General features: G+C 70.0%; 26 protein-coding genes. 21 read left to right on the top strand and 5 right to left on the bottom strand.

Going from position 1 to position 20,381, the window contains the following annotated elements; all coding sequences use genetic code 11:
* Positions 1 to 9 precede the first annotated feature (9 nt).
* The 10 genes from rpsH (at position 10) to F6B42_RS00195 (ending at position 6,250) form a co-directional block, all read left to right on the top strand.
* Positions 10 to 408 carry a 30S ribosomal protein S8 gene (gene rpsH, locus F6B42_RS00240; RefSeq protein ID WP_150417604.1) on the top strand — a complete coding sequence of 133 codons (399 nt, stop codon included), beginning with the start codon at positions 10 to 12 and terminating at the stop codon, positions 406 to 408.
* Between the two features lie 4 nt (positions 409 to 412).
* Entirely contained in the window at positions 413 to 949 is a 537-nt protein-coding gene (gene rplF / locus F6B42_RS00235; RefSeq protein ID WP_150417603.1) for a 50S ribosomal protein L6, read from the top strand.
* A gap of 2 nt (positions 950 to 951) precedes the next feature.
* Positions 952 to 1,311, top strand: a complete 360-nt coding sequence (gene rplR / locus F6B42_RS00230) for a 50S ribosomal protein L18 (RefSeq protein WP_150417602.1) — start codon at positions 952 to 954, stop codon at positions 1,309 to 1,311.
* A complete protein-coding gene (rpsE, locus tag F6B42_RS00225) occupies positions 1,308 to 2,003 on the top strand; it encodes a 30S ribosomal protein S5 (RefSeq protein ID WP_150417601.1) in 696 nt (231 codons plus the stop codon). Before rplR ends, rpsE begins: the two co-directional genes overlap by 4 nt.
* A complete protein-coding gene (gene rpmD / locus F6B42_RS00220; protein ID WP_150417600.1) occupies positions 2,003 to 2,188 on the top strand; it encodes a 50S ribosomal protein L30 in 186 nt (61 codons plus the stop codon). Before rpsE ends, rpmD begins: the two co-directional genes overlap by 1 nt.
* Positions 2,188 to 2,673, top strand: a complete 486-nt coding sequence (gene rplO, locus F6B42_RS00215) for a 50S ribosomal protein L15 (protein WP_150417599.1) — start codon at positions 2,188 to 2,190, stop codon at positions 2,671 to 2,673. Before rpmD ends, rplO begins: the two co-directional genes overlap by 1 nt.
* A gap of 132 nt (positions 2,674 to 2,805) precedes the next feature.
* Positions 2,806 to 4,131: a preprotein translocase subunit SecY gene (gene secY, locus F6B42_RS00210; RefSeq protein WP_150417598.1), complete on the top strand. Its 1,326-nt coding sequence runs from the start codon at positions 2,806 to 2,808 to the stop codon at positions 4,129 to 4,131.
* On the top strand, positions 4,128 to 4,715 hold the full coding sequence (locus F6B42_RS00205; protein ID WP_150417597.1) for an adenylate kinase: 588 nt from the start codon (positions 4,128 to 4,130) through the stop codon (positions 4,713 to 4,715). Before secY ends, F6B42_RS00205 begins: the two co-directional genes overlap by 4 nt.
* Positions 4,712 to 5,545, top strand: a complete 834-nt coding sequence (map, locus tag F6B42_RS00200; RefSeq protein ID WP_191089222.1) for a type I methionyl aminopeptidase — start codon at positions 4,712 to 4,714, stop codon at positions 5,543 to 5,545. The genes F6B42_RS00205 and map overlap by 4 nt, the downstream gene beginning before the upstream one ends.
* Before the next feature lie 21 nt (positions 5,546 to 5,566).
* Entirely contained in the window at positions 5,567 to 6,250 is a 684-nt protein-coding gene (locus tag F6B42_RS00195) for a DsbA family protein (RefSeq protein ID WP_191089221.1), read from the top strand.
* A gap of 53 nt (positions 6,251 to 6,303) precedes the next feature.
* Here the strand turns inward: F6B42_RS00195 and F6B42_RS00190 are convergent, their stop codons facing one another.
* Positions 6,304 to 7,341 carry a hypothetical protein gene (locus tag F6B42_RS00190; protein WP_150417595.1) on the bottom strand — a complete coding sequence of 346 codons (1,038 nt, stop codon included), beginning with the start codon at positions 7,339 to 7,341 and terminating at the stop codon, positions 6,304 to 6,306.
* A gap of 370 nt (positions 7,342 to 7,711) precedes the next feature.
* Here F6B42_RS00190 and infA point away from each other — a divergent pair, with 370 nt between their 5' ends.
* The 7 genes from infA to F6B42_RS00155 all read left to right on the top strand — a co-directional run bounded on the left by infA (position 7,712) and on the right by F6B42_RS00155 (position 11,953).
* Positions 7,712 to 7,933, top strand: coding sequence for a translation initiation factor IF-1 (gene infA, locus F6B42_RS00185; RefSeq protein WP_017201569.1), 222 nt, complete (start codon positions 7,712 to 7,714; stop codon positions 7,931 to 7,933).
* 73 nt (positions 7,934 to 8,006) lie between these two features.
* Positions 8,007 to 8,123, top strand: coding sequence for a 50S ribosomal protein L36 (rpmJ, locus tag F6B42_RS00180; protein WP_005050492.1), 117 nt, complete (start codon positions 8,007 to 8,009; stop codon positions 8,121 to 8,123).
* Positions 8,124 to 8,276: 153 nt separating this feature from the next.
* Positions 8,277 to 8,651, top strand: coding sequence for a 30S ribosomal protein S13 (rpsM, locus tag F6B42_RS00175; RefSeq protein WP_150417594.1), 375 nt, complete (start codon positions 8,277 to 8,279; stop codon positions 8,649 to 8,651).
* Positions 8,652 to 8,685: 34 nt separating this feature from the next.
* Positions 8,686 to 9,084 carry a 30S ribosomal protein S11 gene (gene rpsK, locus F6B42_RS00170; protein WP_023954078.1) on the top strand — a complete coding sequence of 133 codons (399 nt, stop codon included), beginning with the start codon at positions 8,686 to 8,688 and terminating at the stop codon, positions 9,082 to 9,084.
* A gap of 122 nt (positions 9,085 to 9,206) precedes the next feature.
* Positions 9,207 to 10,196 carry a DNA-directed RNA polymerase subunit alpha gene (locus F6B42_RS00165; RefSeq protein WP_150417593.1) on the top strand — a complete coding sequence of 330 codons (990 nt, stop codon included), beginning with the start codon at positions 9,207 to 9,209 and terminating at the stop codon, positions 10,194 to 10,196.
* A gap of 29 nt (positions 10,197 to 10,225) precedes the next feature.
* Positions 10,226 to 10,813 (top strand): 50S ribosomal protein L17, encoded by a 588-nt coding sequence (rplQ, locus tag F6B42_RS00160; protein ID WP_150417592.1) that lies wholly within the window; start codon positions 10,226 to 10,228, stop codon positions 10,811 to 10,813.
* 87 nt (positions 10,814 to 10,900) lie between these two features.
* Positions 10,901 to 11,953 carry a GNAT family N-acetyltransferase gene (locus F6B42_RS00155; RefSeq protein WP_150417591.1) on the top strand — a complete coding sequence of 351 codons (1,053 nt, stop codon included), beginning with the start codon at positions 10,901 to 10,903 and terminating at the stop codon, positions 11,951 to 11,953.
* Here F6B42_RS00155 and F6B42_RS00150 read toward each other — a convergent pair.
* Positions 11,947 to 13,920, bottom strand: a complete 1,974-nt coding sequence (locus F6B42_RS00150; RefSeq protein WP_150417590.1) for an acyltransferase family protein — start codon at positions 13,918 to 13,920, stop codon at positions 11,947 to 11,949. The genes F6B42_RS00155 and F6B42_RS00150 overlap by 7 nt on opposite strands.
* 89 nt (positions 13,921 to 14,009) lie before the next feature.
* On the opposite strand from F6B42_RS00150, the gene truA reads away from it, so the two are divergent.
* Together truA and F6B42_RS00140 are read left to right on the top strand one after the other, a co-directional pair.
* Positions 14,010 to 14,879, top strand: a complete 870-nt coding sequence (truA, locus tag F6B42_RS00145; RefSeq protein WP_150417589.1) for a tRNA pseudouridine(38-40) synthase TruA — start codon at positions 14,010 to 14,012, stop codon at positions 14,877 to 14,879.
* Positions 14,880 to 14,886: 7 nt separating this feature from the next.
* On the top strand, positions 14,887 to 15,555 hold the full coding sequence (locus F6B42_RS00140) for an endonuclease/exonuclease/phosphatase family protein (protein ID WP_150417588.1): 669 nt from the start codon (positions 14,887 to 14,889) through the stop codon (positions 15,553 to 15,555).
* 76 nt (positions 15,556 to 15,631) lie between these two features.
* Here the strand turns inward: F6B42_RS00140 and F6B42_RS00135 are convergent, their stop codons facing one another.
* From F6B42_RS00135 to F6B42_RS00125, 3 genes are all read right to left on the bottom strand, one after another.
* Positions 15,632 to 16,189: an LPXTG cell wall anchor domain-containing protein gene (locus tag F6B42_RS00135; RefSeq protein ID WP_150417587.1), complete on the bottom strand. Its 558-nt coding sequence runs from the start codon at positions 16,187 to 16,189 to the stop codon at positions 15,632 to 15,634.
* A 179-nt stretch (positions 16,190 to 16,368) separates the two neighbouring features.
* Positions 16,369 to 16,947, bottom strand: coding sequence for a cell wall protein (locus F6B42_RS00130; protein WP_150417586.1), 579 nt, complete (start codon positions 16,945 to 16,947; stop codon positions 16,369 to 16,371).
* A gap of 40 nt (positions 16,948 to 16,987) precedes the next feature.
* Positions 16,988 to 18,784: a DUF4012 domain-containing protein gene (locus tag F6B42_RS00125; RefSeq protein WP_223878258.1), complete on the bottom strand. Its 1,797-nt coding sequence runs from the start codon at positions 18,782 to 18,784 to the stop codon at positions 16,988 to 16,990.
* A 51-nt stretch (positions 18,785 to 18,835) separates the two neighbouring features.
* Here F6B42_RS00125 and F6B42_RS00120 point away from each other — a divergent pair, with 51 nt between their 5' ends.
* Together F6B42_RS00120 and F6B42_RS00115 are read left to right on the top strand one after the other, a co-directional pair.
* On the top strand, positions 18,836 to 19,438 hold the full coding sequence (locus F6B42_RS00120) for a hypothetical protein (RefSeq protein WP_223878257.1): 603 nt from the start codon (positions 18,836 to 18,838) through the stop codon (positions 19,436 to 19,438).
* Positions 19,439 to 19,591: 153 nt separating this feature from the next.
* A complete protein-coding gene (locus F6B42_RS00115) occupies positions 19,592 to 20,344 on the top strand; it encodes a fructose 1,6-bisphosphatase (protein WP_150417585.1) in 753 nt (250 codons plus the stop codon).
* Positions 20,345 to 20,381: the final 37 nt, after the last annotated feature.

The following is a 20,381-nucleotide window of genomic DNA, read 5'->3' as shown; positions in this document are numbered from 1 at the left end:
AATCAACCTATGACGATGACAGACCCGGTCGCAGACATGCTGACCCGTCTGCGCAACGCGAACTCGGCGCACCACGACACCGTCGCGCTGCCGAGCTCCAAGCTCAAGACCCACATCGCCGAGATCCTCCAGCAGGAGGGCTACATCTCCGGCTGGGAGGTCTCCGACGCCCGTGTCGGCCAGACCCTCACCATGACCCTGAAGTACGGCCCGAACCGCGAGCGGTCGATCGCCGGCATCAAGCGCGTCTCCAAGCCCGGTCTCCGCGTGTACGCGAAGTCGACCGAGCTGCCCACGGTCCTCGGCGGCCTGGGCGTCGCGATCCTGTCCACCTCCTCTGGCCTCCTCACGGACCGCCAGGCCGAGTCGAAGGGCGTCGGCGGGGAAGTCCTCGCCTACGTGTGGTGATCTGATGTCGCGTATCGGACGTCTTCCCATTGACATCCCTGCCGGAGTGACCGTCTCGGTCGCCGGACAGGACGTCGTCGTGTCCGGCCCCAAGGGCGAGCTGCGGCTAACCGTCGCCAAGCCCATCGAGGCCAAGGTCGAGGAGAACCAGGTTCTCGTCACCCGCCCGGACGACGAGCGCGAGTCGCGTGCCCTGCACGGCCTGACCCGCACCCTGATCAACAACAACATCATCGGCGTGACCCAGGGCTACACCAAGGGCCTCGAGGTCGTCGGCACCGGTTACCGCGTCGCCCAGAAGGGGTCGTCGGTCGAGTTCGCGCTCGGCTTCTCGCACCCGGTCCTGGTCGAGGCGCCGTCCGGCATCACCCTGACCGTCGAGGGCAACAACAAGCTCACGGTCAGCGGCATCGACAAGCAGGCCGTCGGCGAGGCAGCTGCCAACATCCGCAAGATCCGCAAGCCCGAGCCGTACAAGGGCAAGGGTGTGCGGTACGCGGGCGAGGTCGTGCGCCGCAAGGCCGGAAAGAGTGGTAAGTAACCATGGCTCTCAAGACCAAGTCCGACGCCCGTGCGCGTCGCCACGCCCGCCTTCGCAAGAAGATCGTGGGCACCGAGGCACGTCCCCGTCTGGTCGTGACCCGCTCCGCCCGCCACGTCTTCGTCCAGCTCGTCGACGACGCCAAGGGCCACACCGTTGCGTCCGCATCGACCCTCGAGGCCGACCTGCGCACGTTCGACGGTGACAAGACCGCCAAGGCCCGTAAGGTCGGCGAGCTCGTCGCCGAGCGCGCCAAGGCGGCCGGCGTCGCGGACGTCGTGTTCGACCGCGGTGGCAACCGCTACGCGGGCCGTGTCGCAGCGATCGCCGACGGCGCTCGCGAGGGAGGTCTGAACCTGTGAGCGATGCAGTGACCAACAACAACGGAGAGAACCCTGTGACCGAACAGGCCACCACCGAGGCTGCAGCCACGGCTCCCGTCGAGCGCGAGGCCCGTGAGCCCCGCCGCGGCAGCCGCGAGCGCAACAACAACCGCGACCGCGGTGCGCGCGACGCCGACAAGAGCCAGTTCCTGGAGCGCGTCGTCACCATCAACCGCGTGTCGAAGGTCGTGAAGGGTGGTCGTCGCTTCAGCTTCACCGCTCTCGTGGTCGTCGGCGACGGCAACGGTCTGGTGGGCGTCGGCTACGGCAAGGCCCGCGAGGTCCCCCTGGCGATCTCGAAGGGTGTCGAAGAGGCCAAGCGCAACTTCTTCCGCGTTCCGCGCTCCGGCTCGACCATCCCGCACCCCGTGCAGGGTGAGGCCGCTGCCGGCGTGGTGCTCCTGCGCCCCGCCGCCGCCGGTACCGGTGTCATCGCCGGTGGTCCGGTCCGCGCCGTGCTCGAGTGCGCCGGCATCCACGACGTCCTGTCGAAGTCGCTCGGCTCGTCGAACACGATCAACATCGTGCACGCGACCGTCCAGGCGCTGAAGCAGCTCGAGGAGCCCCGTGCGGTCGCCGCACGCCGTGGCCTGGACTTCGACCAGGTCGCACCGGCTCGCCTCGTGCGCGCCGAGGCCGACGCGATCGCTGCGCAGAAGGTAGGTGCCTGATGGCCGCTCGACTGAAGGTCACGCAGGTCAAGTCCAAGGTGAGTGAGAAGCAGAACCAGCGCGACACGCTGCGTTCGCTGGGTCTCAAGCGGATCAACGACTCGGTCGTTCGTCCCGACGACGCGCAGACGCGCGGCTACGTCAAGACCGTCGCGCACCTCGTGAAGGTTGAGGAGATCGACTGATGGCTGAGAAGAAGGACGACAAGAAGGCGGCGGCTCCGGTCGCTCGTCCCGGTGTGCTGAAGGTGCACCACCTGCGTCCCGTTCCCGGATCCAACACCGCGAAGACCCGTGTCGGTCGCGGTGAGGGCTCGAAGGGTAAGACGGCAGGCCGCGGTACCAAGGGTCAGAAGGCTCGGTACCAGGTCAAGGCCGGCTTCGAGGGTGGGCAGATGCCGCTGCACATGCGCACCCCGAAGCTGCGCGGGTTCAAGAACCCGTTCCGCGTCGAGTACCAGGTCGTGAACCTGGACAAGCTCGCGGAGCTCTACCCGCAGGGCGGCGACGTCACCATCGGCGACCTGGTCGCCAAGGGTGCCGTCCGCAAGAACGAGAAGGTCAAGGTGCTCGGCACCGGCGACATCTCGGTCGCGCTGAACGTGTCGGTCGACAAGGTCTCGGGCTCTGCCGAGCAGAAGATCGTCGCAGCGGGCGGCTCGATCAAGTAAGTCGCCAGCGAGGGCCGGAGTTCGCTCCGGCCCTCGCTTCGTCGTATCCCGGGCGCACGCCTGTGAACATCCTGGGATACCCTGAGTGACGGTGTCGTCCCGAGACGCCGCCCATCCCTGGGAGGAATCCACTTGTTCAGCGCCATCGCGCGGGTCTTCCGCACACCGGACCTTCGGCGGAAGATCGGCTTCACCCTGGCGATCATCGCCATCTACCGCCTGGGCGCGCACGTGCCGACGCCGTTCGTGAACTTCCCGAACGTGCAGAGCTGCCTCGATCAGAGCGGAACCGCACAGGGACTCCTGTCGCTGGTGAACCTGTTCTCGGGCGGCGCCCTGCTGCAGCTGTCGATCTTCGCCCTCGGCGTGATGCCCTACATCACCGCGACGATCATCGTGCAGCTGCTGCGCGTCGTCATCCCGCACTTCGAGACCCTCTACAAGGAGGGCCAGTCGGGCCAGGCGAAGCTGACGCAGTACACGCGCTACCTCACGATCGCCCTCGCGCTGCTGCAGTCGACGACTCTCGTGACGGTCGCCCGTTCGGGCCAGCTGTTCGGCGTCACCGGCATCCCGGAGTGCGAGCAGGTGCTGACCTCCGAGGCCTGGTACGCCCAGCTCCTCATGATCATCACGATGACCGCCGGCACCGGCCTCATCATGTGGTTCGCCGAGCTCGTCACCGAGCGCGGTGTCGGCAACGGCATGTCGATCCTCATCTTCACCTCGATCGCGGCGACCTTCCCGGCCGCGCTCTGGTCGATCGCCGTCGCGCGCGGCTTCGAGATCTTCCTCCTCGTCCTGGCCGTCGGCATCGCCGTCGTCGCCCTCGTGGTGTTCGTCGAGCAGTCGCAGCGGCGCATCCCGGTCCAGTACGCGAAGCGCATGGTCGGTCGTCGCACGTACGGCGGCACGAACACGTACATCCCGATCAAGGTCAACATGGCCGGTGTGGTGCCGGTCATCTTCGCCTCGTCGCTGCTGTACATCCCGGCGCTCATCGCGCAGTTCAACCAGACCCCCGACGCCGACGGCAACGTCCCCGGCTGGGTCGCGTGGATCCAGCAGTACTTCACGACCGGCGACCACCCGCTCTACATGGCGGTGTACTTCCTGCTGATCATCGGCTTCACGTACTTCTACGTCGCGATCACCTTCAACCCGGTCGACGTCGCCGACAACATGAAGAAGTACGGCGGGTTCATCCCCGGCATCCGAGCGGGACGTCCCACCGCCGAGTACCTCGACTACGTCCTCACCCGCATCACGGCTCCCGGCTCGGTCTACCTCGGCCTCATCGCGCTGCTGCCGCTGCTGGCGCTCGCGACCGTCGGCGCCAACCAGAACTTCCCGTTCGGTGGTGCGTCGATCCTGATCATCGTCGGCGTCGGCCTCGAAACCGTGAAGCAGATCGATGCGCAGCTCCAGCAGCGCCACTACGAAGGGCTGCTGCGATGACGGCGGCGCGTCTGCTCATCGTCGGGCCCCAGGGGTCGGGCAAGGGGACGCAGGGCGTCCGCATCGCCGGGGCTCTCGGCATCCCGGCCGTCTCCACGGGCGACGTCTTCCGCTCGAACGTCGCGGAGGGAACCGAGCTGGGCACGCAGGTCAAGGCCATCATCGACGCGGGGGACCTCGTCCCCGACGAGCTGACGAGCGCGATCGTCCGTGACCGGCTCGAGCAGGCGGATGCGGCTCCGGGCTTCCTCCTCGACGGGTACCCCCGCAACCTCGGCCAGGTCGGCGACCTCGACGCCTTCCTGAGCGGACGCGGCGAGGAGCTGACGGCGGTCATCGAGCTCGTCGTGCCGCGCGAGGAGTCGATCGCACGCCTCAGCAAGCGCGCCGCCGAGCAGGGGCGCGCCGACGACAACGAGGAGTCGATCGCCAAGCGGCTCGCGATCTACGAGCGCGAGACCGCACCGATCCTCGACGTGTTCCGCGAGCGGGGCATCGTCGACGAGGTCGACGGCGTCGGCTCGCTCGATGAGATCACCGAGCGCATCACCGCAGCTCTGGCCGCCCGCGGCATCACGGCGTGATCGGGCGCCGTTCGATCTACAAGTCGCCCGCGCAGCTGCGGGCGATGATCGAGCCCGGTCTCATCACGGCCGAGGCGCTGCGAGCCGTCCGCGAGCGCATCGCTCCCGGCGTGACGACGCTGGAACTCGACGCCGTCGCCGATGAGGTCATCCGCTCCCGCGGCGGCGAGTCGAACTTCCAGCTCGTCCGCGGGTACCGGCACACCGTGTGCGCGTCGGTGAACGCGGCGGTGGTGCACGGCATCCCCGACGAGCGCCCCCTCGAACCGGGTGACATCCTCTCGATCGACGCCGGAGCCCAGTTCCGTGGTTGGAACGGCGACTCGGCGTTCACCGTGGTCGTTCCGGATCCCGACCGTCCCGAGCTCGTGGCTGCGCGCCAGCGCCTGTCGGACGTGACCGAGCAGTCGCTCTGGGCCGGCATCGCCGCTCTCGCGCACGCCCGGCACATCGGAGAGATCGGCGACGCGATCCAGACGTCCATCGAGAGCTCGGGGGAGGGATACGGCATCCTCCGCGACTATGTCGGGCACGGCATCGGACGGAAGATGCACGAGGCTCCCTCGGTCTTCAACTACCGCGTGGCGGACCTCGGCCCCGAGGTGAAGCCCGGTCTGGTCCTCGCGATCGAGCCGATGGTCGTCGCCGGATCCGAGGAGACCTTCACCGAGGACGATGACTGGACCGTGTCGACCGTCGACGGCACCGATGGCTCTCATTGGGAACATAGCGTCGCGGTGCATGATGGGGGCATCTGGGTTCTCACGGCCCCCGATGGTGGCGCCGCGGGACTCGCACCGTATGGAATCGTGCCTACGGAAATCGTCTGAGTATTCGGCTGGAGAAGTGTGATGGCGGCTGCCACGGGTAAGACCAACTGGTTCGCGATCTGGATCTCGACGGCCGTCGTCGTGGTGGTGGCCCTCGTGGTCGCGCTGGTCGTCTGGATGAACAACGCCGCGACCGACCCCGGCACGCCGCCGTCCGGCGCGGGGATCGACCAGGAGACCGGCGCGGTCGCCGTCGGCGAGGGATCGCAGACGCTCGACACCTACATCGACTTCATGTGCCCGATCTGCGGTCAGTTCGAGACGACCTACGGGCCCGAGATCACCGATCTCGTCGACGAAGGCACGATCACGCTCAACATCCACCCCATCTCGATCCTCGATCGCTACTCGCAGGGAACCGAGTATTCGACCCGCGCGGCGAACGCCATGTACTGCGTCGCCGAGGCGGACCCGGATGCCGCGTACCCGTTCATGCAGGAGATGTTCGAGAAGCAGCCGGCCGAGCAGTCGACCGGGCTGACCGACGACGAGATCCTCGCGATCGCCTCCGACGTCGGGGTCACGGGCATCGACTCGTGCGTGACCGACCGCACCTTCGGCGACTACGTCACCTCGATGACCAAGAACACCCCGATCCAGCCCGGGTCGCAGGGGATCGGCACCCCGACGCTCGCGGTCAACGGCGAGACGATCGCCAACAGCAGCATCCCCGCCGTCGGTTCCTTCGCCTCGCTCTTCAACTGACCCGCCTCGGGCTCGGAGCTCGCGAGAATCGCACCGCGCGGTGACACTCACCGTCAGCGAGTGACTCTCGGCGCAGGCGGAGGTTCTCGCCGACGTGCGCGCGGATTGCTGCTCAGGGTGGCGAGGTAGGCGGGATGCGGTGCCCGGAGGCGGCGGACGCCGGCATCGAGCAGGATGCGCTCGAGGCGTCCGGTCGCCACGACGTCCCGGTGCTCCCACCGGGCGAAGGGATGCCCGGCGCATCTGAGACGGTCTTCGCGACGCTTCTCGGCGGCCATCCTCGAGGCGGCCTCCGCGGCGTCGAGCAGGCCGTACTTCGACCAGCCGTCCGCCTCCCCAATGGCGCCGACGGACGGGAAGAGGAAGTCGGCCCGGTCGTGGTGGCCCTCGTACCGGAACTCGCGCTGCAGTTCGGGGCTCTCGAACCCATACCATTCGATCGCGGCGCGGCTCATGCTCTCGAGAGTGGACTCGGCGCGGCCGTCCATTCGCTCGCAGACCCACCGCACGCGAGCTCGGCCCCGACGGTCGATCCGCGCGGCGACGAGGGCTGAGACGGCGCCGGGGTCGGTTCGGAATGACGCGTTTGCGCGCTGGAACGGTGACGCCGCGGCATCCGCCACGGCGAGGGCCTGCGCAGGCGGAAGGACGCGGGCAAGATCGACGACGGTGTCGGCGAGTGCGGTCGCCTGCCCGAGCGGCGTATCGACGATCTGCCGATCGTCGCGGCTCGTGTGGACGCAGATGTCCCCGTAGCGCGTCGAGCTCCCGCGTTCGGGCGCGAACACATGGATGTCTCGCGGCTCATCGAATACGGGGAGACCGAGCGCGACGGCAGCGGACTCGAACGCGAGGATCGCTGCGGGATCGCTCAGTCGGAACGCCGCGACCCGGATGCGATACCGCTCCCAGGGCGGTGCGGCGTCCCAGAGCTCCCGCGCGACATAGACGCCGTGCCTTATCCGGAGCAGACCGCGCGTCGGCAGCGAGAGCGCGCGGATGTCGCGTGCGGTCACCACGGCGACGGGCGCAGCGGGTGCGGTTGGCGAGAGCGGCGGCATGGCCTCGAGCATGCCCCCGGCCGCCGCCATGTCAGGCCGCTCCCCCCGGACCTGTGGTGCCTGCCGCTCCCACCCGCCCCTCTGGAGAAGCCCCCACGCGCCCGCCACCCCCTCCGCGCCGCCTCGCTCGCTGAGAATCGTCGCGCGCGGTGAAAATCAGCGGCACAGGGCGAGTCTCGCGGCAGGAACCGAGTCTCGCGCGCAGGCCGGGGAGCGCGGGGCCGGCTAGGGGGGAGGGGGGGGAGGGGGGAGGGGGCGACGCGCCGGGAGAGATACGGCGAGTTGTGGGGGCGTGCGGTAGCGCGTATGCTTGATCTTTGGTGCGTTGCGCCTTCATCGGCGTGTCACCAACATCCCATCCAACGCAGACCGACCGGTCTGCACAACTGTAAGCGAGCGTATGGCCAAGAAAGACGGTGTCATCGAGATCGAGGGCGTGATCTCCGAGGCTCTGCCCAACGCGATGTTCCGCGTCGAGCTCAGCAACGGACACAAGGTCCTCGCAACGATCTCGGGCAAGATGCGGCAGAACTACATCCGCATCATCCCCGAGGACCGCGTCGTCGTGGAGCTCAGCCCCTACGACCTCACGCGCGGCCGCATCGTCTACCGCTACCGCTGAGCTCAGAGCGCTCCGGTCGAGAAGTAACGCCCCGGGCTCCGGCCCGCCGGCGAAGACAGCGAATCAGGAAATCATGAAGGTCAACCCCTCCGTCAAGCCCATCTGCGACCACTGCAAGGTCATCCGTCGCCACGGTCGCGTCATGGTCATCTGCAAGTCGAACCCGCGTCACAAGCAGCGCCAGGGCTGATCGGATGCCGCGTCCGCGCGGCACCGGTCGAATACAACTCAACATCTTCCAGCAGCACCAGAACCCGACCGGTCCGCCGGCGGGGGACACCTCGGGACGAAGGCCCGGGCACCGGTGCTGCTCCACACCTTCGAATACTCCTAGGAGACCCGCATGGCACGTCTTGCCGGCGTTGACATCCCGCGCGACAAGCGCGTGGTGATCGCCCTCACGTACATCTTCGGCGTGGGCCGTACCCGTTCGAACGAGATCCTCGCGGCGACGCAGATCGACGAGAACATCCGCGTCAAGGACCTCAGCGACGACCAGCTCGTCGCCCTCCGCGACTACATCGAAGGCAACTACAAGGTCGAGGGTGATCTCCGCCGCGAGGTCGCCGCCGACATCCGCCGCAAGGTCGAGATCGGCTCCTACGAGGGCATCCGCCACCGTCGTGGCCTTCCTGTGCGCGGCCAGCGCACCAAGACCAACGCGCGTACGCGCAAGGGTCCCAAGCGCACCGTCGCCGGCAAGAAGAAGGCGCGCTAAGGCGCGGCCCCCACAGGTTTAGGAGAACACGCACATGGCACAGGCCAAGTCCGCAGCGCGCAAGCCGCGCCGCAAGGAGAAGAAGAACATCGCGCTGGGCCACGCCCACATCAAGTCGACGTTCAACAACACGATCGTCTCGATCACCGACCCGTCGGGCGCCGTCATCAGCTGGGCATCCTCGGGTGGCGTCGGCTTCAAGGGCTCGCGCAAGTCGACCCCGTACGCCGCCGGCATGGCCGCCGAGTCCGCTGCGCGTCAGGCGCAGGAGCACGGCGTCAAGAAGGTCGACGTCTTCGTCAAGGGCCCGGGTTCGGGCCGCGAGACCGCGATCCGCTCGCTGACGGCCGCCGGCCTCGAGGTGGGGTCCATCCAGGACGTCACTCCCCAGGCCCACAACGGCTGCCGTCCCCCCAAGCGCCGTCGCGTCTGAGCCGACACGGATCCGGATGCCGCACCACGCGGCATCCGGACTCCGTCGTTTTCTGTGAAAACTCAATACCTCACTGAATCGCACGTGTCATATAGCGGGCACGTGACTGAAAGGAACACATAGTGCTCATCGCACAGCGTCCCACTCTGACCGAGGAGAAGATCGGCGAATTCCGCAGCCGTTTCGTCGTCGAGCCGCTCGAGCCCGGCTTCGGCTACACGATCGGCAACGCACTGCGCCGTAGCCTGCTGTCGTCGATCCCCGGCGCCGCAGTCACCAGCATCCGCTTCGACGGCGTGCTGCACGAGTTCAGCACCATCCCGGGCGTGAAGGAGGATGTCACCGAGATCATCCTCAACATCAAGCAGCTCGTCGTCTCGTCCGAGCGCGACGAGCCCATCACCGCGTACCTGCGCAAGACCGGCGCCGGTGAGGTCACCGCCGCCGACATCTCCGCGCCGGCCGGTGTCGAGGTGCACAACCCCGACCTCGTCATCGCGACGCTCAACGACAGCGCCAAGTTCGAGCTCGAGCTCGTCATCGAGCGCGGCCGCGGATACGTCTCGGCGACGCAGAACCGCAACGAGTACGCCGAGGCCGGTCAGATCCCGATCGACTCGATCTACTCGCCCGTCCTGAAGGTCAGCTACCGCGTCGAGGCGACTCGTGCCGGTGAGCGCACCGACTTCGACAAGCTGGTGCTGGACGTCGAGACGAAGTCGTCGATCTCGGCTCGCGACGCCGTCGCGTCGGCCGGCCGCACGCTCACCGAGCTGTTCGGTCTCGCCCGCGAGCTGAACGTCGAGGCCGAGGGCATCGAGATCGGACCCGCTCCGGTCGCGGAGGTCCTCACCAACGAGCTGTCGATGCCGATCGAGGACCTCGACCTGTCGGTGCGCTCGTACAACTGCCTCAAGCGCGAAGGCATCAACACGGTCTCGGAGCTCGTCGCCCTGTCGGAGACGCAGCTCATGAACATCCGCAACTTCGGTCAGAAGTCGGTCGACGAGGTGCGCGACAAGCTCGTCTCCCTCGGCCTGTCGCTGAAGGACTCGGTTCCCGGGTTCGACGGTGCGCACTTCTACGGCGGATACGACGACGAGAACCTTTGAGCCCCCTTTTCTTCCTGGAGTAATGAGACATGCCTAAGCCCACCAAGGGTCCCCGCCTCGGAGGCGGCCCCGCCCACGAGCGCCTGCTTCTCGCGAACCTCGCCGCAGCCCTCTTCACGCACAAGTCGATCACGACGACGGAGACCAAGGCCAAGCGCCTGCGTCCCTACGCCGAGCGCCTCGTGACGTTCGCCAAGCGCGGCGACCTGCACGCCCGCCGTCGCGTCGCGTCGGTCATCGGCGACAAGAGCGTCGTGCACGAGCTGTTCGCCGAGATCGCTCCGCTGGTCGCCGAGCGCGAGGGCGGTTACACCCGCATCACGAAGATCGGCAACCGCAAGGGCGACAACGCGCCCATGGCCGTCATCGAGCTCGTCCTCGAGCCGGTGACGCCGAAGGCGAAGTCGGCCAAGAAGTCGGCTCCTGCCGCGGCTGCTCCCGTTGCCGAGGAGACCCCCGCCGCGGAGGCTCCCGCCGAGGAGGCCACCGAGGCTCCCGAGGTCGAGAACACCGACGAGGCGGCCGACGCCGGCGCCGAGTCCCCCGAGGAGGGCGCTGCCGCCGAGGCCGCCGCCGAGGACGCGACCGAGGCTCCCGCCGAGGACGACAAGAAGTAAGAGCTCCGGCTGCCCGAGCTCGGGCTCGGACCACGGACCCGCATCCTCTCGAGGGTGCGGGTCCGTCGTTTGTGTCAGGCTGGTCGGGTGACTGAATCGACCCTGGCCGAGCGGGTGGGCGCGGCATCCGACCCCGCCCTGCCGACGCACCCCGACATCGCCACGTGGCGCACCGCGACGGTGGACGACGTCGACGCCGTTCACGCCGTCCTCGCCGCGGCGGATGCCGTCGACCACCCGACCTGGACGACCCCGCGCGAGGAGGTCGCCGAGAACTTCGCCCTCTCGCACGTCGACCCCGCGCGCGACATCCTTCTCGCGTTCGCGCCCGACGGCTCGCCCGTCGCCGCGGGCAGTGCGATGCGGCATCCGTCACTCGACGAGCACGTCCACGTCAACCTCATCGGCGCGGTCCGCCCCGACTGGCGGGGGCGGGGTGTCGGTGCCCGGCTCTTCGGGTGGCAGCACGCGCGAGCCGAGCAGCAGCTCGCGGAGGTCGGCGGCGCGGACGATCCCGCGGCGCACCTGCCCGGGGAGATCCACGTGTACGCCGGTGAGAAGGATGCCGCGCTCGAGCGCATCGGGACGACGCACGGATACCGGACCGAGCGCTGGTTCTCGACCATGCACCGTGACCTCCGCGAGGACGTGCCGGAGCTCACCGCGCCCGCCGAGATCGAGCTCGTCCCCTACAGCGCCGACCGGGCGGAGGACGCCCGCCTCGCGCGCAACGACGCCTTCCGCGACCACTGGGGCAGCCTGCCGAGTCCGTCGGAGCGCTGGCAGCAGTTCGTCGGCGGAGCATTCCTGCGCCCCGATCTGTGCACGCTCGCGCTCGATGTCAGCGCAGGCGGGGGCGACCGGATCGTGGCGTTCTGCCTCGCATCGGTCAACGAGGGCGACTGGGAGGTTCTCGGGCCTCATGCCTACATCGACCTCATCGGCGTCGTCCGCTCCCACCGGCGACGGGGCCTCGCGCCGCTCATCATCGCCCGCAGTCTCGCCGCCATGCGCGACGCCGGACTCGGCATGGCGGTGCTCGACGTCGACACCGAGAGTCCGACGGGCGCGAACGCGCTGTACGGCGGGCTCGGCTTCACGGCGTACGAGCGGGATCGGGTGCTGGTGCGTCGCTACTGATCGGACGGGCCGGGGGCCTCGCCCGACCCACCCGCCGGCGTGAGCACGTCGAGCAGCCCCTCCTGAGCGCGGGCGGCGGCCCACTCGGCCGTCGCTCGACGGGTCGCGACGCGCTCGATGGCACTCTCCACGGTCGTCGCGAAGAGCCGGCCACCCGCAGCTCCGGGATGGATGCGATCCCCCGCGAGCAGGTCGGTCCGGTTCTCGACCGCTCCCGCCCAGTCCGCCACGATGACGCGCGGCCGGCCGGCGGCGAAGGAGGCGAGGCCGCTGTTGACGCCCGGGATCCAGTCGCGCGGCGCGAAGGCGTTCACGAGGATGACGTAGCGCTCCGATCCCGCCGCATCGACGATGCGCTGCAGCGCTTCCGCGTCGACGGGACCGTTGGTGCCGAGGGCGACCACGACGAACTCGCGGAGGGTGCCGGCAGCCGCGAGATCCTCGATGATGCGCGTGCCCGCCCACAGCGAGCGCGACACCTCAGCGTCGACCTGGATGCCGGGGAGCTCTTCGAGAAGGCCCGGTGCCGAGGCGAGCATGACGGAGTCGCCGACGGCGCTGACGGTGCTGCCGTCCACCGGAGCGGGGGCGGGTGGACGCGTGCGGTCACCCGGTCCGGCCGTCGGGGACGGGGTCGTGGCGGGGCCTGTGGGCGGCGTGCGGTCCGCGGGGGAGCCGGCTCCCGCGAGAGCGTCGCGACCGGCGTCGACCGCCGCCTGGCTCGATGTCTCGTCGGGCGCGGCGGCCACCGCAGCGGTCGTGCCCCCGACGGCGGCCAGCGCGAGTGCGAGCGCGCCGAAGGCGGCGAGGCGCCGACTCGGCCGCGCCGTGAGCGCCCGACGGAGCCCACGGGCCGCGCCGCGGAAGCCCGCACGGCGCACGGGCTGCTCGATGAAGCGGTACGACAGCGCGGCGGCGAGGAGAGTCGCAATCAGCACCGCGATCCCGAGAAGCACCGGAACCGAGATGTCGGCGGACGCCCCGGTCGCCCCCGCCGTGGCGAGCACGACGAGGGGCCAGTGCCACAGATAGATGCCGTAGGAGCGCTCGCCCACCCAGCGCAGCGGCCGGATCTCCAGAGCGCGGCCGAACCAGGAGGCCGGCCAGGCGGCGACCGCGATCGCGACGACGGTCAGGCCCGACGCGACGATGCTGCTCAGCGGGAAGGTCGTCCCGTCGCCGCCGAGCGCGACCCCGCCGCCGACCACGGCCGTGACGACCAGACCGCCGAGCGCCGCCGTGCCGATCACCAGTCCCCACGCGGGCCCGACACCGGCGACCGAGGCGCGGCGCACGACGAGCCCGTGCATGCCGAAGGCGAGCGCCACACCCGCGAGGAGTCCGAAGGCGTGCGTATCGGTGCCGAAGTAGACGCGGGTGATGTCGGCACCGCCGGCGACGCTCGTGACCGCCCACGCCGCCGAGGCGGCGGCGAGGATCGCTGCTGCGCCCGCCCGCAGCACGCGACCGCGCAGGAGCAGGAAGAGGGGAAGCAGGAGCGGCCACAGCACGTAGAACTGCTCCTCGACGGCCAGCGACCAGAGGTTCCGGAAGATCTCGGGGTCGGCTGAGGAGAAGTAGCTCGCGCCGTCCGCCATCGAGACCCAGTTGTACGAGAACGTCGCCGCACCGGCGACCTGTGGCCCCATCCCGACGAGCACGTCGCCGCCCACGACCCACGCGAGCGACGCGCACACGAGGACGACCGCGGCCAGCGCGGGAAGCAGCCGTCGGGCTCGGCGCGCCCAGAATCGGCGGAGCGCGATACGCCCGTCGCGCGCGCGCTCGCGCAGCAGCAGCGTCGTGATGAGGAAGCCCGAGATGACGAAGAAGACATCGACGCCGACGAATCCGCTGCTGACCCACGAGCCCGGGAACAGGTGGTACACGACGACGAGCCCGACCGCGAGCGCGCGCAACCCGTCGAGCCCGGCGATGCGGGCGTGGCGGGGCGGGGGAGCGGTCATGCGGGGCGGTCCGAAGCGTCGTGGGGGTGGGCGAGGCGACGGCATCCCAGTGTAGGCGAGCGTCGTCGCCCGCTCGGTAGGCTGGACCGATGCGCCTGCGTCTGGACATCGCCTACGACGGCACGGGCTTCTCGGGCTGGGCCCGTCAGCCGCAGCTGCGCACGGTCCAGGGGTCGATCGAGGCCGCGATCTCACGCGTGCTCGGCGGCGACGCCCAGCTCGTCGTGGCGGGGCGGACGGATGCGGGTGTGCACGCCTCCGGTCAGGTCGCGCACATCGACCTCACGGCGGCGCAGGCGTCGCGGCTCGAACGCGGGCGCATCTCGGACGCCGCGGGCCTCGCGCCGCGACTGAACGGGGTGCTCGGCCGTTACGCCGACGTCACCGTGCGCGCGACCTCGGCGGCGCCGATCGGCTTCGACGCGCGTTTCTCGGCCGTCTGGCGCCGCTACGCCTACCGGGTCGCGGACCGCACCGTCGGCTACGACCCGCTGGAGCGGTTGCGGACGACCTTCGTGCCGGCATCCCTCGACGAGAAGGCGATGGATGCCGCGGCACGCTCGCTCGTGGGACTCCACGACTTCGCCGCCTACTGCAAGCCGCGTCCGGAGGCGACGACGATCCGTACGCTGCTCGAGTTCGACTGGCGGCGGGACGTCTCCGGCGTTCTCGTCGCCAACGTGAAGGCGGACGCTTTCTGCCACAGCATGGTCCGCGCCCTCGTCGGTGCGTGCGTGGCCGTCGGAGAGGGGCGGCTGCAGGTCGATGACGTCGCGCGGCTCCGCGACGAGGGGACGCGTACGAGCGCCTTCGCCGTCCTCGCCGCGCGAGGTCTCACCCTCACCGAGGTCGGGTATCCGGCCGACGATCTGCTCGCGAGCCGCGCCGAGCAGACACGAGCACGCCGGGACGCCGACGCGCAACTGCCATCCGATGGAAAGCTGCCGGGCGTAGCCTGACGGCACCATGAAGGTCATCTCGTACAACCTGCGAAAGCACCGCGCCGCATCCGAGCTCGCGGAGCTCGTCGACCGGCACGGCGCCGACGTGCTCTGCCTGCAGGAGGCCGACACCACCGGCATCCCCGATGAGATCTCCGGGCTGCGCCTGGCGGACGCCACGGCGCGCAATCGCCTGGGCCTCGCCGTCTACTTCCGCGAGAACACGTTCCGCGCGGTCGGGGTGCGCTCGCTGGCGCTGAAGAAGTCGCTCCACGACCGCGTGCTCAAACCGGCTGAGGAGCGGCTCCTCGGCGTTCGGCTGCGCGACATCGACGACGGTCGCGACGTGATCGTGGCGAGCTTCCACGCGGCACCGCTGACGGCGCTGAACTCGCTCCGGCGCAATCAGATCCAGGCGGCGCTGACGTCGCTCTCGGAGCTCGGCGAGGGCCTGCCGATCCTCATGGTGGGCGATTACAACTACCCGGTGTTCAAAGAGAACCTCGGCCAGATCGTCCGCAAGCAGGGGTACGAGCTGACCCTCAGCGACACCCGCACCTACACGCGGTACAAGTTCTTCCGCGGGCACTACGACTTCGCCACGAGCGTCGGGTTCGACATCGCCCGCATCCAGACGCTCCCGCAGGGGCTGAGCGACCATCTCCCGATCCTCGTCACGGCCGAGCCGAGCTGATCGATACGGAACCCCCGCGAAACGACGGATGCCCCGGAGCCGAAGCTCCGGGGCATCCGTTCGATGCGGGGTGCGATCAGGCAGCGACCTGAGCGTTGCGCTGACGGCGGACCGTGCTGGCGACCGCGATGCTGCCACCGGCGAGGACGAGGGCGCCGCCGCCGATCCACAGGCCGAGGAGAGCGGCGTTGTCGCCACCCGTGGCCGGCAGGGTGCCGGTCGAGCCACCGGCAGCGGCCGGGAGCGCGATGGTGACGGGGGTGGCTGCACCCGAGACGGCGCCGGTCGCGGTCAGCGTGTAGGTGCCGCTCGCGTTGGCGGGGAGGGTGACCGTGAAGGCGACCTCACCGGCGGCGTTGGCTGCCTTGGTCGCCGACGTCGAGGTGACGGCGAACTTGACGAAGGCGACCGAGCCGGCGGCGGCGTTCTCGCCGGTCAGCGTGCCGGTGACCTGCTCGTTGGGCTCGAAGTCGTCGAAGGCGATGGTCGCGGTTCCGCCGGCCGCCAGCGTGACAGACGTGCCGCCCACGGGAACCGGGGTGACGTACGAGGCGTTGGCCATGGCCGGGGCCGCGAAGACGGCGGCGACGGCGATGGCCGAGGCGGCGGCCGCCTTGATGAGACGGTTCTTCATGAAGTCCTGCTTTCCTGGGGATGTCCGGTGGCGTTCACACCCAACCGATAGAACATGCAAGGGATCGTGTCAGGAGTGGTTCTCAGCCAGTATCCAGGGAAACGGACGCCGGAAGCAAGTCGCGGTGTTTCTATCGCATTAATATTTCGCGAACCGTATCGGCGACGGCGCGCCGAGGATCAGACGCGGGCGTCCTGAGCGCGGCGGACGGCGGTGGTGATCGCGATGACGGCGCCGGCGGCGACGAGCGCCCCGCCACCGACCCACAGGCCGAGCGCCGTGCGCGCGTCGCCGCCGGTCGCCGGGAGCCCGGCCTCGGTCGTGACGGATGCGCTGGCGGTGCCGCCGGCCGACGATGCCGAGATCGCCTCGATGTTGTAGACGCCGACGGCATCGGCGGGGAAGGTGAGGGTCACGTCGTCGAGCGCGCCCGCCGCGGTCGACTGGCGCACGGTGCTGCCGGTCGTGACCGCGAAGGATGCCACGGCGAAGTCGACGCCGGCGCCGTTCTCGCCGCGGACAGTGATCGTCACGGCCTCGTCGGGCCCGAACGTCCCGTCGGTGCAGCCGAACGCGACGGTGCCTCCCGCGGTGAAGGTGCTCGGGTTGGTCGTGCAGGAGTTCGTCGGCGGGTAGATCGTCGAGGCGCTCGCGGCGGCCGGGAGCGCTGCGCCCGCGGCGACGATCGCGGCTGCGCCGAGCGCAGCGGCGGCGAGAGCGGTGGTGCGACCGACGGATCGACGGGGGGTGCGGTGCATCGGGGGATCGCTCTCTTCGTGCCAGGGGGGTGACCGGAGTCTACGGGGCGCCGCAGGTGGCGACAACCGACGTGGGCCGGTTCGCGTCGATCGTGGGGGTGACCGAGGCCGTCGCCGAGCTCGCGCCCTCGCCCGGCGGGATCACCGTGACGGTGGCCGTGATGCTCTCGCCGGGAGCGAGATCCGAGCCGAAGGCCAGCACCTGCCGTCCGTCGTGGGTCCCGCCGCCGAAGCCGGCGCGGTCCGAGCGCACGGCCGAGGTCAGCGCGGCGTCGGTCGGCAGGTAGAGGTAGGCGACGGTGCGGGAGATGCCGGCGGGAACGCCGAACCCGCCGCCGCCGGTGATGTAGGTCGGCAGGGAGGTCGCGGCATCCGCGGGCGCGGTGTTCGTCACCGTCACCTGCAGGGTGATCGGCGCGGCGTTGCGGCCACGGGCATCGAGCGTGCACGACTCCCATGTCAGGCTCGTGTCGGCGGTGACGTAGTAGTCCATCTTGGAGCCGGTGCCGTCGTTGAGGTAGACGCCGAAGGCCGCGTCGTCGGCCGTCGACACCGGCAGCTCGCCCGCGAGCGTCGTGCCGGCGAGGACGGCCTGGTCGTCGGCGTCGGCGCTCCACAGCAGCAGACGCCGCTCGTCGCCGGCCTTCCCGAGTGCCGTGATGAGCGCGGCAGGGTCGGCCGCTCCCGTCGCGAGGCGATCGAACACCGCGGCCGCGGCCGCAGCGAAGAACGCGTCCTGGTCCCGAGGCTGCTCGTACCGCAGGTAGACGTCGTTGAGAAGGAGGGAGACGGCGTTGTCGGAGGTCAGCACGTCCCCGGTGGGCAGGTCGACCGGCCCCGTCGCCGCGAGGATGTAGGACAGCGCGACGGGATCGGTCGCGATGACGCCGTCGACCTGCTGGCCGGTCTGCCGCTGCCACATCTCCCGCGCCAGCGGGCCACCGATCGTGAAGTCGGGGATCTGGGTGACGTTCTGGACGAATCGGCCCGGCCGCGCCTCGAAGAGGCGGTCGAGCTCCGGCTCGAGCGGGAGCACCGACTCGTCGAACCGCGAGAAGTCCGACGACGAACCCTGCGCGGTCATCTCGATCGCGCCGTCGGCCGTGCGGACGACCGCCATCGCGCCGACGATCCCGCCGAGGGAGCGCCATTCCGCGTTGTTCTGGAAGGCGATGAGGTAGGAGCGCTCGCCGTCCGCTCCGAGCATCGCGGGCAGCAGGTGCGCCGCGCGCGCGAGCGCATCCGTCGCCGAGGCGCCGGTGTCGAGCAGGGTCGCGACCTCTTCGACGGCTTCGCGGACGGGGCCCAGCAGCGGGGCGTCGTCGAGCGCCGAGACGGATGCCGCGGCATCCGCGACGGCATCAGCCCCCGTCCGCGCGGGCCCGGCGATCTCGCGGAAGACGGCCGTGTCGATGCGGCCGTCCACCGGGCGGAAGGCGTCGACGGAGAAGGCCGAGACCACGTCGGACAGCGGGACGAGCGCCTCGCGTGCCACGCCGTCCGCCGCTGCCGCGATCGTCGAGACGGCCCGCAGCTGGGGGCCGGCCCACGGCGCCGCCTCGGCGAGTCGCCACACCGGGTCCGAGGTGAGATCGTGCGCCGAAGCCGCGTGGGAGGCGAATTCGGCGATGTGCGGCGCTGTCTGCGCCGGGTCGCTGATCGTGTCCATGGCGGCGCGAGCCGAGGTCTCGGCGCTGCGCAGCTCGGAATAGGCCAGGGCTCCGCGGATCCCGACCCAGGCCAGCATCGCGACGATGACGACGAGGAGGCCGCCCGCGATGATCGTCAGGACGAGCTGAGCGGTGCGCAGGGAACGGGGCGTCGAGGCGGCTGGCACCCGATCACTCTATGCGGACCTCGTGCGTACACTCTGGGGTGGGGAGGAACCATGATGCGACGATGGGCGGCTGCCGCCGTGACCGGAGCGATCGCGGTCGCGCTCGTCGGCTGCGGGCCCGCGCCGTGGAACGCGCCGGGGGAGACGCCCGACGCGGCGCCCACGACGCCCCGGACGACGGCGCCTCCGCCGGTCCCGAACGACCTGTCCGGCGGCTCGACCGAGCGGCAGGTGACCGCCGGCGCGGTCGCCGCGTCCCTCAACTACTGGTCGGACCTGTCGATGGATCGCTGGACCGCCACGGCGCTCAAGCCCGTCAGCCTCTCGCTCGCGACGACGGTCACCCCCGACGACGGTCAGCGGGTGTACCTGCAGAAGGCCACGATGATCGCGGTGCCCGGCAATGCCCAGGGCGACCTCGGCCCGCTGGCTCCGACCTCCGATCAGTCGGCGACGAACCCGGGTTACCTCGTCCTCTCGCCGTACAGCTACTCGCAGACGTTCTACGTCGAAGAGGTCCCCGCCGAGGCGACCTTCGTGACCCTGCGGTTCACCTACGACTTCCTCGTGCAGACGACGCCGACCTCGAACGAGTACGCGAAGCAGACCGGCACCGACAGCCTGACCGTGGCGATCGCCCCATCGGGCGAGTGAGCGCGGCACCCGAACCTCAAGGTCGGCGCAAGACCGCCTGAAGACATTCCCGGATGGTCCGGCGGGATGCGGCGGGGGTGCTTTCATGGCGAAGCCGCGGTGCCCGATCCGCCGCACCCCTCGTCTTCCCCGCATCGAGAGAGCTGGATCCCCATGTCATCGCGCCGTCCGACCCCGCGCACGCTCCGCGTCACCGTCACCTCCGCGCTGCTCGTCGGCTCGCTCGTCGCACTCAGCGGCTGCTCGCAGGTCGCCGAGATGTTCAACGGGATGCAGGGCCAGCAGCCCGTGGCCGCGGTTCCCACGGCCGCCCCCGCCGCAGCCGCCGCCGAGATGGCGTTCGACTCGCAGTTCACCTACGACGGCTCGGTGGCGCTCTCGTCCGACGTCGCCGACGACCTGGAGCTGCGTCTGGACGTCTGGGCGCAGAACCCCAAGCGCACGCAGGAGTGGACGCCCGCCGCCGAGAAGACCTTCGGCTTCGCCGTCAACGTGCACGATCTGCGCGTCGACGAGAAGGCCGTGCTGGCGCAGAAGCGGCGCGTGTTCATCTCGTCCATCTCGATCACCTCGCAGACCGCGCAGACCTCGGGCCAGATCCAGGCGCCGTTCCAGTTCAGCGCCGATCCGCGCTCGCTCGTGCCCACCGACACGATCCGCTCCGACCGCGGCCTCCTGCTCAACAGCTTCCAGGGCGGGCTCTACGTGCCGGAGACGGTCATCCACGGTCTTCCCGCCGACACGTACGGCATGACGCTCGAGTTCGCGATGACGGTCTGGGTCGAGGGCAACGCCAACGACGACGCGAGCTTCTCGCAGCAGACGGTCTACCAGTACCTGCCCGTTGCGATCTTCTCCGACGCTCAGGCCGCCGCGGCGCAGCCGACCCCGACGCCCACGCCGTAATCGGCGGGATCGCGCCGATCCTTGCGGGAAAATTGCG

It is taken from the genome of Microbacterium radiodurans (assembly GCF_008710705.1).
GTDB lineage: Bacteria > Actinomycetota > Actinomycetes > Actinomycetales > Microbacteriaceae > Microbacterium > Microbacterium radiodurans.
The sequence above is the reverse complement of the archived record's forward strand: the minus strand, read 5'-3'. Positions and strand labels throughout refer to the sequence as shown.

Coding starts and splice junctions, on each gene's coding strand:
- rpsK (WP_023954078.1), top strand. CDS start 8,686: ATGGCACAGGCCAAGTCCGCAGCGCGCAAGCCGCGCCGCAAGGAGAAG.
- truA (WP_150417589.1), top strand. CDS start 14,010: ATGCGCCTGCGTCTGGACATCGCCTACGACGGCACGGGCTTCTCGGGC.
- F6B42_RS00115 (WP_150417585.1), top strand. CDS start 19,592: ATGTCATCGCGCCGTCCGACCCCGCGCACGCTCCGCGTCACCGTCACC.
- rpsM (WP_150417594.1), top strand. CDS start 8,277: ATGGCACGTCTTGCCGGCGTTGACATCCCGCGCGACAAGCGCGTGGTG.
- rplF (WP_150417603.1), top strand. CDS start 413: ATGTCGCGTATCGGACGTCTTCCCATTGACATCCCTGCCGGAGTGACC.
- rpmJ (WP_005050492.1), top strand. CDS start 8,007: ATGAAGGTCAACCCCTCCGTCAAGCCCATCTGCGACCACTGCAAGGTC.
- rplO (WP_150417599.1), top strand. CDS start 2,188: ATGGCTGAGAAGAAGGACGACAAGAAGGCGGCGGCTCCGGTCGCTCGT.
- rplQ (WP_150417592.1), top strand. CDS start 10,226: ATGCCTAAGCCCACCAAGGGTCCCCGCCTCGGAGGCGGCCCCGCCCAC.
- rpmD (WP_150417600.1), top strand. CDS start 2,003: ATGGCCGCTCGACTGAAGGTCACGCAGGTCAAGTCCAAGGTGAGTGAG.
- F6B42_RS00120 (WP_223878257.1), top strand. CDS start 18,836: ATGATGCGACGATGGGCGGCTGCCGCCGTGACCGGAGCGATCGCGGTC.
- F6B42_RS00140 (WP_150417588.1), top strand. CDS start 14,887: ATGAAGGTCATCTCGTACAACCTGCGAAAGCACCGCGCCGCATCCGAG.
- F6B42_RS00190 (WP_150417595.1), bottom strand. CDS start 7,341: ATGGCGGCGGCCGGGGGCATGCTCGAGGCCATGCCGCCGCTCTCGCCA.
- F6B42_RS00195 (WP_191089221.1), top strand. CDS start 5,567: ATGGCGGCTGCCACGGGTAAGACCAACTGGTTCGCGATCTGGATCTCG.
- F6B42_RS00150 (WP_150417590.1), bottom strand. CDS start 13,920: ATGACCGCTCCCCCGCCCCGCCACGCCCGCATCGCCGGGCTCGACGGG.
- rpsH (WP_150417604.1), top strand. CDS start 10: ATGACGATGACAGACCCGGTCGCAGACATGCTGACCCGTCTGCGCAAC.
- F6B42_RS00205 (WP_150417597.1), top strand. CDS start 4,128: ATGACGGCGGCGCGTCTGCTCATCGTCGGGCCCCAGGGGTCGGGCAAG.
- F6B42_RS00130 (WP_150417586.1), bottom strand. CDS start 16,947: ATGCACCGCACCCCCCGTCGATCCGTCGGTCGCACCACCGCTCTCGCC.
- infA (WP_017201569.1), top strand. CDS start 7,712: ATGGCCAAGAAAGACGGTGTCATCGAGATCGAGGGCGTGATCTCCGAG.
- F6B42_RS00135 (WP_150417587.1), bottom strand. CDS start 16,189: ATGAAGAACCGTCTCATCAAGGCGGCCGCCGCCTCGGCCATCGCCGTC.
- rplR (WP_150417602.1), top strand. CDS start 952: ATGGCTCTCAAGACCAAGTCCGACGCCCGTGCGCGTCGCCACGCCCGC.